The 14,446-nt window shown below is 32.7% G+C and carries 16 protein-coding genes; 7 read left to right on the top strand and 9 right to left on the bottom strand.

All coding sequences use genetic code 11. The features are described from left to right. The first annotated feature begins 9 nt into the window (after positions 1 to 9). Genes DIS18_RS12080 through DIS18_RS12070 form a run of 3 tightly spaced genes read left to right on the top strand, consistent with a single transcriptional unit; the run spans position 10 to position 2,687 of the window. A complete protein-coding gene (locus DIS18_RS12080; protein WP_109353339.1) occupies positions 10 to 1,194 on the top strand; it encodes a response regulator in 1,185 nt (394 codons plus the stop codon). Between the two features lie 18 nt (positions 1,195 to 1,212). Further along, on the top strand, positions 1,213 to 1,701 hold the full coding sequence (locus DIS18_RS12075; protein ID WP_109353338.1) for a glycosyltransferase family protein: 489 nt from the start codon (positions 1,213 to 1,215) through the stop codon (positions 1,699 to 1,701). A gap of 17 nt (positions 1,702 to 1,718) precedes the next feature. Next, complete coding sequence (locus tag DIS18_RS12070) at positions 1,719 to 2,687, top strand: type I phosphomannose isomerase catalytic subunit (RefSeq protein WP_109353337.1); 969 nt, start codon at positions 1,719 to 1,721, stop codon at positions 2,685 to 2,687. 30 nt (positions 2,688 to 2,717) lie between these two features. On the opposite strand, the gene moaA is transcribed toward DIS18_RS12070, so the two are convergent. The 9 genes from moaA to DIS18_RS12025 all read right to left on the bottom strand — a co-directional run bounded on the left by moaA (position 2,718) and on the right by DIS18_RS12025 (position 9,366). Continuing rightward, positions 2,718 to 3,725 carry a GTP 3',8-cyclase MoaA gene (moaA, locus tag DIS18_RS12065; protein ID WP_109353336.1) on the bottom strand — a complete coding sequence of 336 codons (1,008 nt, stop codon included), beginning with the start codon at positions 3,723 to 3,725 and terminating at the stop codon, positions 2,718 to 2,720. 78 nt (positions 3,726 to 3,803) lie between these two features. Beyond that, positions 3,804 to 4,715 (bottom strand): bifunctional molybdenum cofactor biosynthesis protein MoaC/MoaB, encoded by a 912-nt coding sequence (gene moaCB / locus DIS18_RS12060; protein ID WP_109353335.1) that lies wholly within the window; start codon positions 4,713 to 4,715, stop codon positions 3,804 to 3,806. A gap of 4 nt (positions 4,716 to 4,719) precedes the next feature. Then, positions 4,720 to 5,166 carry a molybdenum cofactor biosynthesis protein MoaE gene (locus DIS18_RS12055; RefSeq protein ID WP_245925691.1) on the bottom strand — a complete coding sequence of 149 codons (447 nt, stop codon included), beginning with the start codon at positions 5,164 to 5,166 and terminating at the stop codon, positions 4,720 to 4,722. A 2-nt stretch (positions 5,167 to 5,168) separates the two neighbouring features. Further along, entirely contained in the window at positions 5,169 to 6,290 is a 1,122-nt protein-coding gene (gene moeB / locus DIS18_RS12050; RefSeq protein WP_109353334.1) for a molybdopterin-synthase adenylyltransferase MoeB, read from the bottom strand. Between the two features lie 5 nt (positions 6,291 to 6,295). Beyond that, a complete protein-coding gene (locus DIS18_RS12045) occupies positions 6,296 to 6,529 on the bottom strand; it encodes a MoaD/ThiS family protein (RefSeq protein WP_109353333.1) in 234 nt (77 codons plus the stop codon). Continuing rightward, positions 6,513 to 7,097, bottom strand: coding sequence for a molybdenum cofactor guanylyltransferase (gene mobA, locus DIS18_RS12040; RefSeq protein ID WP_109353332.1), 585 nt, complete (start codon positions 7,095 to 7,097; stop codon positions 6,513 to 6,515). The genes DIS18_RS12045 and mobA overlap by 17 nt, the downstream gene beginning before the upstream one ends. Position 7,098: 1 nt before the next feature. Beyond that, entirely contained in the window at positions 7,099 to 7,839 is a 741-nt protein-coding gene (locus DIS18_RS12035) for a sulfite exporter TauE/SafE family protein (protein WP_109353331.1), read from the bottom strand. After that, positions 7,840 to 8,178 carry a winged helix-turn-helix domain-containing protein gene (locus DIS18_RS12030; RefSeq protein WP_109353330.1) on the bottom strand — a complete coding sequence of 113 codons (339 nt, stop codon included), beginning with the start codon at positions 8,176 to 8,178 and terminating at the stop codon, positions 7,840 to 7,842. It lies immediately after the preceding gene. A gap of 9 nt (positions 8,179 to 8,187) precedes the next feature. Then, a complete protein-coding gene (locus tag DIS18_RS12025) occupies positions 8,188 to 9,366 on the bottom strand; it encodes a molybdopterin molybdotransferase MoeA (protein WP_109353329.1) in 1,179 nt (392 codons plus the stop codon). Positions 9,367 to 9,596: 230 nt separating this feature from the next. Between DIS18_RS12025 and DIS18_RS12020 the strand changes: the two genes are divergently transcribed. The 4 genes from DIS18_RS12020 to DIS18_RS12005 all read left to right on the top strand — a co-directional run bounded on the left by DIS18_RS12020 (position 9,597) and on the right by DIS18_RS12005 (position 14,446). After that, the gene (locus DIS18_RS12020) at positions 9,597 to 10,334 is read left to right on the top strand and encodes a Crp/Fnr family transcriptional regulator (RefSeq protein ID WP_425428181.1); all 738 of its coding nucleotides are present in this window, start codon (positions 9,597 to 9,599) and stop codon (positions 10,332 to 10,334) included. A gap of 436 nt (positions 10,335 to 10,770) precedes the next feature. After that, positions 10,771 to 12,165, top strand: coding sequence for a CmpA/NrtA family ABC transporter substrate-binding protein (locus DIS18_RS12015; RefSeq protein WP_109353328.1), 1,395 nt, complete (start codon positions 10,771 to 10,773; stop codon positions 12,163 to 12,165). A 129-nt stretch (positions 12,166 to 12,294) separates the two neighbouring features. Next, positions 12,295 to 13,401, top strand: a complete 1,107-nt coding sequence (locus DIS18_RS12010) for an ABC transporter permease (protein WP_109353327.1) — start codon at positions 12,295 to 12,297, stop codon at positions 13,399 to 13,401. Between the two features lie 196 nt (positions 13,402 to 13,597). Further along, entirely contained in the window at positions 13,598 to 14,446 is an 849-nt protein-coding gene (locus tag DIS18_RS12005) for an ABC transporter ATP-binding protein (RefSeq protein ID WP_109353326.1), read from the top strand.

The following is a 14,446-nucleotide window of genomic DNA, read 5'->3' as shown; positions in this document are numbered from 1 at the left end:
ACTGAAATCATGAAAATATTAGCAATAGACGATCAACAATTAGTTTTATTACCATTACAAAAAAGGTTAGAGGAATTAAGTTATGATGTAAAAATCGAAACAGATTCTAATGAAGGTATTTCTCTTTACAATTCATTTAATCCAGATTTAGTAATTGTAGATATAAATATGCCAGGTGTTTCTGGTTTAGATATTGTAAAGTATATCAGAAATTCTAAAAATGCAGACACACCAATAATGGTTTTATCTGGTAACACACAAGATGATATTATTACAACTGGTTTTGAATTAGGTATTAATGATTATATGAAAAAGCCATTAAGTTTAAACGAAATCTGCGCACGTGTTAAGCGATTAATTGGAGCTCCAGAAACTCAAAACGCTAATGCTAAAACTAATGTTATGATTCAAGAACGTTGTGTTGGTGTTGTAATTCCATGTTATAACGAAGAGGAACGTTTATTAAGCACAGAATTTACAGATTATATAGATAAAAACTCTGGTTACCATTTATGTTTTGTAAACGATGGAAGTAAAGACAGAACTTTAGAAGTTTTAAAAGAACTACAAAAAGGGAGAGAAGACTTTATAACAGTTTATGATTGTGATAAAAATGGAGGTAAAGCAGAAGCTGTTCGTTTAGGAATGTTGCACATGGCTAAAAAAGAAGATTTAGATTATATAGGATTTTTAGATGCCGATTTATCTACAGATTTAGCAGATTTTGACGACTTAGTTAAAACAATTGAGCATTCAGAATTTAAAATTGTAAGTGGTTCTCGAATTGCAAGAATGGGAGCAAATATTACTAAAGAGTCAGCTAGAAAAATCATCAGTTTAACTATTAATTTCATAATAAGAAAGATTTTAAAAATGGATTTTAAAGACACGCAATGTGGTGCTAAAATTTTCCATAAAGATGTTATTAACATTGCGTTTAGTGAGAAATTTGTTACACAATGGATATTTGATGTTGAAATTTTTAAGAGAATGAGCCAGCATTTTGGATTAGATAAAGCAAAATCTATGCTATGTGAGCAGCCATTAAAAAGATGGATTCATGCTGATGGTTCTAAGCTTTCAATGAAAGACTCTGTTAAAATAGTTGGGCAGTTAGGACAAATTGCTTGGGTATATAGAGGAAAAAAAGCAAACTCTAAAACTATTGTAGCTAATGCATTAAAAGTAGCTTAATACAATAATTAGTAAGAAATGAAAATAGGAGTCATTATAATATTTCATAATAATGAAAATGATATTGATACTGAGTTTTTTATTGAATATCTAAATCAAGCAAATAACTTAGAGCTATGTTTAGTAAATAATGCCAGTAGAGATAATACTTTTCAATTACTTAAAGAAATTAAAGCAGATTGTTCAACAACCGTTTCTTTAGTAGATATAAAGAAGTTTAAATCAGATATTTCTGCAGTAAGATCAGGTGCTAGATTTATGTTTAATCAATTTGATTTGAATCACATAGGGTATATAAATACCAATGAAATTAGTAATAAGCCATATACACTTAGTGGTTTAATTAAGGCAATGAGTAAAAACCAGAATATTATTTTAGAATATAATATTAGTGTAATAGAAAAAAAGGAAATAAAACAAACTTTGTTTCAAAGTGTATTTTCTATAATCGAGTACTTAGAAAAATTAAAAATTAATAATCAGCTAGTTAATTATAAATTAAATTAACAATAACATATATAGTTATGAAAGTATATCCAATAAAATTCAATCCAATTTTAAAAGAAAAAATTTGGGGAGGAAATAAATTAAAAACTGTTTTAAATAAAGAAACTCATAAAGATGATGTTGGAGAAAGTTGGGAAATCTCAGATGTAGAAGGCAATGTTTCAGTTGTTAAAAATGGTGTTTATAAAGGAAGTAGTTTAAAAGAATTGATTAAAACACATAAGTCAAATTTTTTAGGAACTCATAATTTTGAAAATTTTGGTTATAATTTCCCTTTGCTTATTAAGTTTCTAGATGCTAAAACAGACTTATCTGTTCAAGTACATCCTGATAATGAAATGGCAAAAAAATATCATGATTCATTTGGTAAAACAGAAATGTGGTACATTATGGATAGCGATAAAAATGCTGATATTGTTTTAGGTTTAAAAGATGAAACTACTAACCCAGAGGTTTTAAATCATATTACTTCTGAAAATGTTGATGAAATTTTTAACAGGGAACAAGTTACCAAAGGCGATAGTTTTTTTATACCTGCAGGAAAAATTCATGCTATTGGCGCAGGTGTTCTAGCAGCAGAGATTCAGCAAACATCTGATATAACATATCGCGTTTACGATTGGGATAGAAAAGATGCTAATGGACAAAAAAGAGAATTACACACCAAACTAGCAGAACAAGCTACGAAACAATTTGATTCAAACGGAAAATCTGATTATACAATAGAAAAAGACAGTTGTTCTAATTTAGCTAATTGCGAATACTTTACAACTAATATTTTAGATTTTACTAAACGTCAAGAAAAAAACTATAGCGATTTAGATTCATTTATTATTTATATGTGTGTTGAAGGTAAAGTAGACGTAGCAACTGGGGAACATACAGAAACTTTAAAAACTGGCGAAACTATTATTTTGCCTGCGAATACAGATCAAGTAGTATTTAATACTAGTCATGCAAAATTATTAGAAGTATATATAAATTAATGATGATACAATACAAGAGCTTAATTAGTTTTACCCTCCAATAGTAATCATACTTCGATTATTAGAATGTAATTTAGGCTCTTGTAATTTTTCCAAAGTATCCATACCACCACGAACTTTAAATTTGGCTTGTACTGCTTTTTGAATAATTGGCTCAACGGATTCTCCTGCTCTAAGTGTAGTCAATAAATCAGATTCTCCAGAAGAAAACAAACAGTTTTTAAGTTGCCCATTAGCTGTTAAACGTAATCTATTACATGAATCACAAAACGGATTCGTCACAGAACTTATAATAGCAAAACTACCTTTGTAGCCTTTTATTTTGTAGTTTTTAGACGTGTCGTTTGGAGCATCTTGTAAACGTTCTACTTTATCTTCCGCGAAAGCGTTATTTACATAAGTCATAACTTCAGCATACGATACCATTTTACTCATATCCCATTTATTACCATCAAAAGGCATAAATTCAATAAACCGAACTGAAACAGGTAAATCTTTAGTGAAATTGATAAAATCGATAATTTCATTATCATTAAACCCTTTCATTAAAACGGCATTGACTTTAACAGTAAACCCTTCTTTAACAAGTAATAAAATGTTATCATAAACTTTTTGAAATTCATGACGACGCGTAATGTGTTTAAATTTTGAAGCATCTAAAGAATCTAAACTCACATTTATTTTATTGACGCCGTTTGTTTTTAAAGCATTGATAAACTTATCAATAATAACAGCGTTTGAAGTAATAGATAATTCAACAGGAAGCGTTGCTAATTTTTCTAAAATTACAGGAATATCTTTTCTAATTAAAGGTTCTCCACCAGTTAATCGAATTTTGGTAACGCCATTATCTACAAAAGTTTTAGCGATTTCATAAATTTCCTCATAGGTCATTAAATGACTTTTAGGAGATAGTTTTACACCTTCTTCAGGCATGCAATAGGTGCAACGTAAATTACAACGCTCTATTAAGGAAATCCTTAAATAGGCGTGATCTCTACCATGTGAATCTTGTAATATGTTTTTATTGTCGCTCATATCTTCGCTCTGTTTAATTGTTGAATCGTTGAAATGTGTAATCGCTTAAACAATTTAACAATTCCACGAATAAACATTTTAGTCATGTCTAGCACCTTTTAAAATTCTAAAACTATGTAATACTGCCGGAAATATAGCGTCCATAGATTCCTTTGCTCCATTGGTTGAACCTGGTAAAGCTAGTACTAAGGTGTTTCCAATGGTTCCAGCAATACTTCTTGAAAGCATTGCAAAAGGCATACGTTCTTGTCCATAACTTCTAATGGCTTCTTCAATACCTGGAATACGTCTATCTAACAGAGGCAGTAAAGCTTCTGGCGTAACATCTCTTCCTGACAATCCTGTTCCACCAGTATAAATCACCATATCAATACCTTGTTCCTGGTAAGTTCTTGCTTTTTGCTGAATATCTTCAGTTTCATCAGGAATTATAACATATTCAGAGATTTTTACATCACAACTTTCAAGTTTGTTAATTATGGCTTTTCCTGCTCTGTCTTCTTTATGACCAGCAGAAATAGTATCGCTACACACCACAACGGCTGCTTTTAAGTCTTTTCTAAAGGAGTCTTTGAAATCAGATTTTCCACCTTTCTTTTTCAAAAGTTTTATAGCGTGTATTTCTATGCCTTTATCAATAGGTTTGAGCATATCGTACATATTTAAAGCTACAACACTAGCACCATGCATCGCTTCAACTTCAACTCCTGTTTTATAAATTGTTTTTACAGTAAATAATACCGTAATTTCTAGTCCATCAATTTTGTACTCTACACCTGTAAATTCAATAGGTAAGGGGTGGCAATCTGGCAAAATATCTGGTGTTCGTTTTACACCTAATAATCCTGCTGCTTTACTCATGGCAAATACATTGCCTTTAGGAACTGTATCGTTTTCAATGGCTGTAATCGTTTCTTGTTTACTGACCATTACGACTGCTTGGGCTACGGCAGTTCTTAGTGTGGTGTTCTTATTTGTAATGTCTACCATGATTCTAACTATTTACTTTCCATTGATGAGATTCATCTTCAAAAATCTCTTTTCCAAAAACTGGAACATCAGCTTTTATAGCATCAACAATATATTCTAAAGCTTCAAATACTACTTTTCGTCTTGGTGATGATACAAAAACAAATAGGCATATTTCTCCAGCTTTAACAGTTCCTAAACTATGATAAATGTGCATGCAGGTTAAATCAAATTTTTCAAAAGATGATTCTCGTATCTCATGGAATTTTTGATTTGCCATATCTTCATAAGCAGTATATTCAATAGCTGAAACCGTTTTACCATCAATCTCATCTGCACGAACTTGTCCCAAGAAAATATTATGGGCACCGATACTTGTTTTTGTTTGATGTTTATAAATAGAATTCCCTATAAATTCTGAAGTTATTGCTCCTTCTTTAAAAACACTTTTCATTGGTTTTTTATCTTTCATAATTATATTTTTTCATTTCCGCGAAGGTGGAAATCTTCCGTATTCACTTTACTATGTTCTTTTAAATAATTGTTTATTTCTGAAGCACCTTGAGGTATACTAAAACAGTTATTAATATTTAATTCTTGTAATATTTTTATGGCATGTTTACTGCGCATTCCCGATTTACAAAAAAGAGCTTTCTTTTTTGATAAATCAATTTTATGTAAACTAGTTTCTAATTCACTTAATGGAATGTAGGTAACTTTTAAATGGTCTACTTTGGGTTGTTCGTGTATCTCTCTAACATCAATAAACTGAACATTTTTTTCTGAAATCATCTCGGATATTGAAATTTCTATGACTTCGATTTCACAGTCTATATTGATTTGCTTATTCTCAAAACTATCTTGCTTATTTAAAACAGATTGAATACTAGTTTCATTTCTGTTTATTTTTAATGTTGACGTTTTATGATTTAAAGCATTATAACAAAGCAATTTCCCTGAAAGCACATTGCCAATACCTAAAATGATTTTTAAAACTTCATTAGCTTGCATAGTACCAATAATTCCAGGAAGCACTCCTAAAACACCAATATCTGTGCAATTAGGAACGGCATCTTTTTGCGGTGGGCTAGGGAATAGGCATCGGTAACTTGGTCCATTTTTATAATTGAAAACCGAAACCTGACCTTCAAATTTATAAATGGCTCCAAAGACTAGCGGTTTGTTTGTGATGATGCAGGCATCATTTACCAAATACCGTGTTTCAAAATTATCAGAACCATCAACAATAATATCATATTGATGAAATAAAGCTATCGCATTTTGATAGGTGAGTGGTTCTGGGTAAGCAGTAATCAAAATATCATTATTTAAATCCTGTAAGCGTTCTTTAGCTGCAATGGCTTTATTTTTTCCTAAAGAAGAAGTTCCAAAGAGCACTTGACGTTGTAAATTGGATAATTCAACAACATCAAAATCTATAACTCCAATAGTTCCAACACCAGCAGCGGTAAGGTATTGCAATACAGGGCATCCTAAACCACCAGCACCAATAACCAAAACTTTGGCATTAGAAATTTTATCCTGACCTTCTTGTCCGATTTCTGATAAAATGATATGTCTGTTGTATCTACTCATAATAATCAACCACCAGCAAAAGGTGGTAATAACGCAATTTCTGCTCCTGTTAGTTCAGTTTCTAAACTTACTAATTCTTGATTCTGCGCTATTTGAAAATCTTTATTATTTAAAGTGTCATATTTAGAATGTAACACATTTAAAAGCGCTGAAATATTACCTTCAGAAACTTCTAATTGTTCCTCTTCTTTTTGAGTCACTTCTGCTATTTGACCAAAATATTTAATCTTTATAAGCATCTTCAATTTGTTTTAATTCTTCTTTTGTGTTCACGTTTAATGTTGCATTTTGAAAGGATTCATCTAAAACAACATTTTTATAGTTACAGGCTTTTATGGCAATTCTCAATCTTCTTTCATCTTGTTTTAAAAAACTTTTGAACCTGTCTTTTACACATCGTTTGTATAATGCAATTAAAGGCATGGATTTACCATTACTTTCAGCTTCTATGATTTCTGATTCATCATCAATAGCGTTAATCAATTTTTGTAATACTTCCGAAGTTATCAATGGAATATCACAGCTTAAAACCAAACTAAGTTCAGTTTTTGAAGCTTCTAGTCCAGAATAAATACCTGAAACAGGACCTGCATCTTTAATATCATCAGTAATACGTTTTAATCCAAAAATATCATAATCAGGGTCATCAGAAACAATTATAATTTCTGAAACTAAAGGTTTTAAAGCATCAATGCTATATTGTACAAAAGGTTTGTTATTCAACATTAAAAAACCTTTATCAGTCCCCATTCTTGAGCTTTTTCCTCCAGCTAGTATAATGCCTGTTATGTTTGTTTTGTTTATCATTTTATGTAAACATGAGTTTAGCACAAGCTATAATTAGTACAAAGGCTAAAATATATCTCAATTTCTGATTATTGATTTTTTTACTGCCATAATAGCCGCCTAAAACACCGCCAATAAGTGCAATAGCAACTAATAGAAATGATTCTTTTTCTAAAGTAATGCCAACGCTAAATTGTCCTAGTAATGCTGAAGCAGAATTTACCCATATAAAAAGCGCTGAAACTGCTGCTGCTTCCTTCATTTTTCCCCAATGAAATAATAGAATGAGTGGTGTTAATATAATACCTCCTCCAATTCCTATGAGTCCAGAGAAAAATCCGATAACAGCACCAACTATGAGTCCTTGCCAAAGCTTTATGTCTTTAATTTTATCACTTTCTTTCCCAAAAACATTCAACATTTTTAGGATAGCAAATATTAATAAGACAGCTAGTATTTTTTTATATAAAGATGCATCAATATCAAATCGACCACCAATTAAAGAGAATGGGATTGAAGTTACTGCAAATGCTAAAAATAATTTTTTATTAAAAAAACCTTCTTTATAGTAGTAGTAAAACGAAATGCCTGCTACAAAAACATTAAGTAGTAGGGCAGTAGGCTTCATGCTTTCTGGTGCAAATGAAAACAATGCCATAAGCGCTAAATAGCCACTAGCACCACCATGACCCACACTTGAGTATAAAAACGATACTATTGGTAGTATGAGTAAAAAAATATATATGTTTTCGTTTTGTAGCATTTATATCCTTTCAATTTTTTTTAGTTCATTATCCAAAAACTTCCAACAATTTTTATTAATCTCATCAAAGACTTGAACTAAAGATTTTCCGTATTCCGTTAATTCAGCACCACCACCGCCTTTACCGCCAATGCTATTAATAGTTACTGGTTTCTTAGCTGATTTGTTTACAGAATCTAAAAGTTGCCACGCTTTTTTATAAGATATGTTCAACGATTTTGCAGCTTTAGAAAGCGATCCTGTTTCTTGAATGGCTTTTAATAAATGTACTCGACCTTCTCCTAAAAGCACATTGTTTTCAGATTCAATCCAAATTCTACTTTTTATCCTATATCCCATAGTTATATTTTAATTTGGTAATAAAATAACTTCAATAGTATCACCAGTTTCAATAGTGTTCACATCTTCAGGTGCAAAAACCAAAGTGTTAGATAATGCAAAAGTTTGTAACATGGATGAGTTTTGTCCATCTAAAATTTCAACTTGACCATCTTTGTATATGCCTTTTAAAAATTGAGGTCTGTCTCCTTTCTTTTGAAAACTATTTATGGTTTCAGCTTTTACTCTTGGTAATTCAGTAATATTCCGATTCATTAGTTGTTGCAAAGCGATATACACATATACATAAAAACAAGATAGAGCTGCTGCGGGATTCCCTGGTAAAGCAAATATTTGAGTATCTACTTTTTTACCATAAAACAAAGGTTTACCTGGTTTTTGTTTTACTTTATAAAAGAGCTCTTCAACCTGCAATTCTTTTAATGCTTTTCCAACAAAATCATAATCTCCAACAGATATTCCTCCAGTAATTAAAACTAAATCGTTGTCGTTAATAGCTATGTTAAGAGTTTCAACTGTTTTATTATAATCATCTTCAACTTTATAAAGCGTCACATCATAATACTTCAAATTATAAAGTGCACTTAAAAGCATTTTTGAGTTGCTTTCGTAGATTTTCCCATAGGTTAAATCTTTACCAGCCTCAACCAATTCATTACCTGTGGTGACAATGGCAATAATTGGTTTTCTAAACACAGAAACTTCAGTAATTCCTAAAGAAATTAAATAGCCAATAGCAGCTGGAGTTAATTTAGTCCCTTTTTTTAAAGCAATATCTCCAGTCTTAACCTGTTCACCTAAAGGGCGTATATTATGTTGTAAAGGGATTTGTTGCTCAATAGTAATAGCATTATCATTCACAATAACTTTCTCCTGCATCATCACTGCATTTGCTGAATTAGGAACTGGAGCGCCTGTAAATATTCTAATGGCTTCTCCTTTTTTTAACTCGGGTTGATGACCATCTCCAGCTTTTACTTTTCCAATTAACTCATAAGATAAGCTATCATGTAAATTTAAAGCATACCCATCCATTGCAGATTGTCTAAAAGGGGGCATGTTTATTGGCGATAGGATATCCTCAAACAGCTGGTATCCACCAGCTTTTTCAACCTTTTTAATAGTAGGTTGCAGTAAAGGTTTACCGTTTAGTTTTACAATAGAAATAGCTTCAGAAATGGAAATCATTAGAAATTTTCGTTATATCCAAACAAATATAACGATTTGATTTTGATTATTTTTTACTCTCCTATAAATTTAAAAATTTATGAAAATCACACATTTTTTATACCACAATAATCCGAATATCAAATTTCAACTTCTAAATTTTGCTAAACTGCTAAAAATTATTAAAAACTATTAAAACTAAGTATAATTACTTAATTTTGAATAAGTGTATTAGGCTTTAATTTACTTTTGTGACCGATAATATTTTAAAACATAAATTAATCACCGATAGTTCTTGTAATATTTGCAAAAGCTCAAAATGTTTAATTCATAACTATGCCGAAGCACTTTTTAACTCCCAATTGCCACAAAGCAGTACCTTATTAAAATGTAAAAAAGGGCAGCAATTTATTATGGAAGGTGCACCAGTAAATGGTCTTTTTTTTATAAAAACAGGTACCGTAAAAGTATTTAGAACAGGTATTAACGGTCGTGAACAAATTGTCCGTTTTGGAAAACCCTGCGAGATCATTGGTCATCGTGGTTTTGGTACGCAAGAATACTATTCTATTGGTGCTATTGCATTACAAAACACTGAGTTGCATTACTTTTCTAAAGAGCATTTGCAGGATGTATTATTAACACATCCCAAGTTTGCATATGACATGATGCTGTTTTATGCAAACGAACTCAACCGAAGCGAAAACAAGGTAAAATCTATTTCACAAATGACGGTACGTGAGCGCGTCATTGACACATTATTATATATACACCGCAAATTTGGCGACTTGCGTGGTTATATCAATTTACCTCTCAGCAGAAAAGAGTACGCAGATTATGCTGGTACAACTGAAGAACAAGTAATTCGTGTATTTTCAGCCCTTAAAAAGGAGAATCTGATTATAGCAAAAGGGAAAAAAATAAGTATTGTAAATGTCTCTAAGCTTAAAAACGAAATTAGCGAACATAACTACTTCTTAGACACTTAAGTTTTGGGTGTTACCCACTAGGGTCGGGCTTTGCTCATTGGTTTTTATTTCATATTAATGAATTTGTGAATATGAATATTTCACTACTCAATCCCTCCTTCGCCGGGGATTTCAAAGATGCCTTTTTATCCTAACTTGATCATATTTACTGATATTTTGTTTTTATGAGAACATAGTTTAAGACTCTAACGAATAATATAAAAAAACAAAACATAAAAATTTTCAAAAAATAAGTATGCCTAAGTAGCTTCTTGCTAAACTTCAATAATCATAAAAACAATGAGTTATGAAATATACCTGTCAAATAGCAGGTTTTTTTATGGATTAAAAAGAGGTTTAAACATGGAAGTTTCCATGATTAAAAATTAAAACTACGTATATATTTGCATCATATAAGTATAATTACTTAGTTGAATTTTAAAACTCATATATAAAAATGAAGACTCTATTAAAAAGAACAACTTGGATTTTACCCGTAGCTGTATTACTATTTGCTTGTGGTGGTAAAGACAAAAAGAAAGAAGTAGCCGAAGTTGCGGTTGTAGAAACATCTAAAACTAAAACCTTAGACATTGAAAAACCACAATTAACTTTTGGTTTTATCAAATTAACAGATATGGCACCTTTAGCCATTGCAAAAGAAAAAGGCTTTTTTGAAGATGAAGGTTTATTTGTTTCTGTTGAAGCACAATCAAACTGGAAAAACGTATTAGACCGTGTCATTGATGGTCAATTAGATGGTTCACACATGTTAGCGGGTCAACCTATTGCTGCAGGAGCAGGTTTTGGTCGTCAAGCAGATTTGGTAACACCATTCTCTATGGATTTAAATGGTAATGGTATTACAGTATCAAACGATGTGTGGTCTAAAATGAAACCAAACGTACCAAAAGGTGCTGATGGTAAACCCATCCACCCAATTAAAGCAGAAGCATTAAAACCAGTAATTACTGAATATAAAAATGCTGGTAAAGCTTTTAAAATGGGTATGGTATTCCCAGTTTCTACACATAACTACGAAATAAGATATTGGTTAGCTGCAGCAGGCATCCACCCAGGAATGTACACAGCAGATAACGTACAAGGTCAAATTGATGCAGAGGTTTTATTATCTGTAACACCTCCGCCACAAATGCCAGCAACGCTTGAAGCAGGTACTATTTACGGGTACTGTGTTGGAGAGCCTTGGAATCAGCAAGCCGTATTTAAAGGTATTGGTGTCCCAGTTACTACCAACTATGATATCTGGAAAAATAACCCAGAAAAAGTATTTGTAATGACAAAGAAATTTGTTGAAGATTATCCAAATACTGCCGTTGCTGTTACTAAAGCATTAATTAGAGCAGGGAAGTGGCTAGATGAACCAAGTAACAGAGCAGAGGCTGTAAAAATATTAGCAATGTCTCAGTATGTTGGTGCGCCAGAAGCTGTATTAGCAAACTCTATGACGGGTACGTTTGAATTTGAAAAGGGAGATAAAAGAGACATGCCAGATTTCAACGTGTTCTATAAGTATAACGCAACGTATCCTTTCTATTCTGATGGTATTTGGTTTTTAACGCAAATGAGACGTTGGGGACAAATTCCTGAAGCTAAACCAGCAGATTGGTATGCAAATACTATTAAAGATATCTACAGACCTGATATCTGGACAAAAGCAGCAAAATTATTAGTTGAAGAGGGTAATATTCCAGCTGGAGATATTCCAACAACAGATGGTTACAAACCTGCAACTTCTGATTTTATTGATGGTACAACGTACGATGCTAAAGATCCGATTGCATATATAAACAGTTTTAAAATTGGTAATAAGGATAAGGCTGTGCAGTAATATTATTTGTCATTCCGACGAAGTATGAGGAGGAATCTCATTACTTATGAGATTTCTCGTCACTCGTACCTCGCTCTGTCGAAATGACGAACAATTGACTATAGTTTTTTAACACTAAACGAGATAACGATGAAGCAAAGTATAACATTAGGAAAAGTAACCAAATTTATGGGACTAGGCTTTTTAAGCACTTTTAAAGACCTATTTACAGGGAAGCTAGAAAAGGAAGATTTTAAAAACTTTCTGCGTAAGGTAGTCGTGCCAATTGCTTCCATTTTATTATTTATTGGCTTATGGCATATGGGCTCTAAGAGTTTGTATAATATTGAAGCTGAATTTAAAATCGAAAAAGCATTAAATGACCAAGGACCTGCAGCTGCAGAAGCATTACGCGCTTGTATTGCATCTGGAGATTCTAGTTGTCAACCAAATACTTTGCCATCGCCAAGTCAGGTTTGGGGCTCTTTTGAGTCGTTATTAAGAGACCATGCTTTAATTAGTGCGGATAAAGCAGCTTTTATTGAAAAGACTGCTGCTTTAAATGAAAAGCGTTTAGCGGAAGGTAAAGATGCGATTACTTATACTGGAAGACCATCGTTTGTTGATCAGATTTTTAGAAGTTTAAAAACGGTTTTTGCTGGATTTTTATTGGCATTATTTATTGCGGTGCCTTTAGGGATTTTTATAGGATTGAGTCCGACGTTAAAGAGTTCGTTCAATTGGTTTATCCAGATTTTTAAACCGGTATCACCAGTAGTTTGGTACTTATTGGTGTTTATGATTGTGAAAACATTGTTGATAGATTCTAGCGAAGATAGCTCGTTTACCATCTCTTTTATTAGTGTGGGGTTATGTTCTATGTGGGCAACTTTAGTGAATACGGCTATGGGTGTTTCTAGTGTAGATAAAGATTATATAAATGTTGCCAAGGTTTTAAAACTTGGAAATTTTCAAAAGATATTTAAAGTGGTATTACCATCGTCTTTACCATTAATTTTTACGGGTTTAAAAATCACATTATCTGTAGCGTGGATGGTTTTAATTGCGATTGAACTTTTAGCACAGAGTCCTGGTTTAGGATTGTTTGTTTGGGAGGAATTCCAGAATGGAGCAAACGACTCTAATGCGAAAATTATTGTTGCCATGTTTGTTATTGGTATCATTGGTTTCTTGTTAGATAGATTGATGTTAACGATTCAGAACTGGGTAAGTTTTGATAAGACGGATGCGATTTAGAAAAACTCGAAGTTTGAAGTTGAGCTTGTTTGCGGATATGCTTTGACTTGTATTGAAAAACTGAAATTGGCGGATATGCCCGCGTTAGGGATTGTAGAGGAAAGCCCACAGCCCGATCCCGATAGCTATCGGGAGAGGTGCGAGGACTTGTAACGGAAAGCCCGACCCCAGTGGTAACGCCCAAAAAAAAGAAAAAATGGCATACTTAGAATTAAATAATATTTATAAAACGTACGGACAAGGCGGGAATGAAACCGAGGTGTTGTCGAACATTAATTTGCAGATTGCAGAGGGCGAGTTTGTGGCGATTGTTGGGTTTACGGGGAGTGGAAAAACGACTTTAGTGAACTTGATTAATGGCTTGCTTGAACCGACTTCGGGCGAAGTTTTGTTTAAAGGCGAACCTGTGCAGGGGACGAGCCATGAACGTGGTGTGATTTTTCAGAATTACTCGTTGTTGCCTTGGTTAACCGTTGGACAAAATGTGTATATGGCGGTTAAGGAGGCGTTTCCGAAGAAGTATAAAAAAGAACTTAACGCTATTGTTGCTGAGTATGTGGAAATGGTAAGTTTAACGCCTGCTATTAATAAACGCCCGAAGGAATTATCGGGTGGGATGCGCCAACGTGTGGCGGTTGCTCGTGCTTTAGCCATGAAACCTGAAATGATTATTATGGACGAGCCACTTGGAGCTTTGGATGCTTTAACACGTGGTAATCTGCAAGATGAAATTTTGAACATTTGGGGAAAAGAGAAACGTACGGCATTATTGATTACTAATGATGTGGATGAGGGGATTTATATGGCAGATCGTATTATCCCGTTGCGTCCAGGACCAAATGCAACTCTGGGACCTGAATTTAAAATTGATATTGAACGCCCGCGTGATAAAACTGAAATGAACGATAATGCGAATTTTAAGGAAACACGAAATGCGATTATCGAATATTTGATGGATATAGGAAATGAGCGAAAATCTCAGGCTAAAGAAGAATATGTGCTTCCGGAATTGACTCCGAAAGATTTTGTTAACCGATTTAAATAA

The organism is Algibacter marinivivus (assembly GCF_003143755.1).
Taxonomy (GTDB): Bacteria; Bacteroidota; Bacteroidia; order Flavobacteriales; family Flavobacteriaceae; genus Algibacter_B; species Algibacter_B marinivivus.
The sequence above is the reverse complement of the archived record's forward strand: the minus strand, read 5'-3'. Positions and strand labels throughout refer to the sequence as shown.

Coding starts and splice junctions, on each gene's coding strand:
- moaA (WP_109353336.1), bottom strand. CDS start 3,725: ATGAGCGACAATAAAAACATATTACAAGATTCACATGGTAGAGATCAC.
- DIS18_RS12080 (WP_109353339.1), top strand. CDS start 10: ATGAAAATATTAGCAATAGACGATCAACAATTAGTTTTATTACCATTA.
- moaCB (WP_109353335.1), bottom strand. CDS start 4,715: ATGGTAGACATTACAAATAAGAACACCACACTAAGAACTGCCGTAGCC.
- DIS18_RS12010 (WP_109353327.1), top strand. CDS start 12,295: ATGAAGCAAAGTATAACATTAGGAAAAGTAACCAAATTTATGGGACTA.
- DIS18_RS12045 (WP_109353333.1), bottom strand. CDS start 6,529: ATGCTTATAAAGATTAAATATTTTGGTCAAATAGCAGAAGTGACTCAA.
- DIS18_RS12055 (WP_245925691.1), bottom strand. CDS start 5,166: ATGAAAGATAAAAAACCAATGAAAAGTGTTTTTAAAGAAGGAGCAATA.
- DIS18_RS12015 (WP_109353328.1), top strand. CDS start 10,771: ATGAAGACTCTATTAAAAAGAACAACTTGGATTTTACCCGTAGCTGTA.
- DIS18_RS12035 (WP_109353331.1), bottom strand. CDS start 7,839: ATGCTACAAAACGAAAACATATATATTTTTTTACTCATACTACCAATA.
- DIS18_RS12070 (WP_109353337.1), top strand. CDS start 1,719: ATGAAAGTATATCCAATAAAATTCAATCCAATTTTAAAAGAAAAAATT.
- DIS18_RS12030 (WP_109353330.1), bottom strand. CDS start 8,178: ATGGGATATAGGATAAAAAGTAGAATTTGGATTGAATCTGAAAACAAT.
- DIS18_RS12025 (WP_109353329.1), bottom strand. CDS start 9,366: ATGATTTCCATTTCTGAAGCTATTTCTATTGTAAAACTAAACGGTAAA.
- DIS18_RS12075 (WP_109353338.1), top strand. CDS start 1,213: ATGAAAATAGGAGTCATTATAATATTTCATAATAATGAAAATGATATT.
- mobA (WP_109353332.1), bottom strand. CDS start 7,097: ATGATAAACAAAACAAACATAACAGGCATTATACTAGCTGGAGGAAAA.
- DIS18_RS12005 (WP_109353326.1), top strand. CDS start 13,598: ATGGCATACTTAGAATTAAATAATATTTATAAAACGTACGGACAAGGC.
- moeB (WP_109353334.1), bottom strand. CDS start 6,290: ATGAGTAGATACAACAGACATATCATTTTATCAGAAATCGGACAAGAA.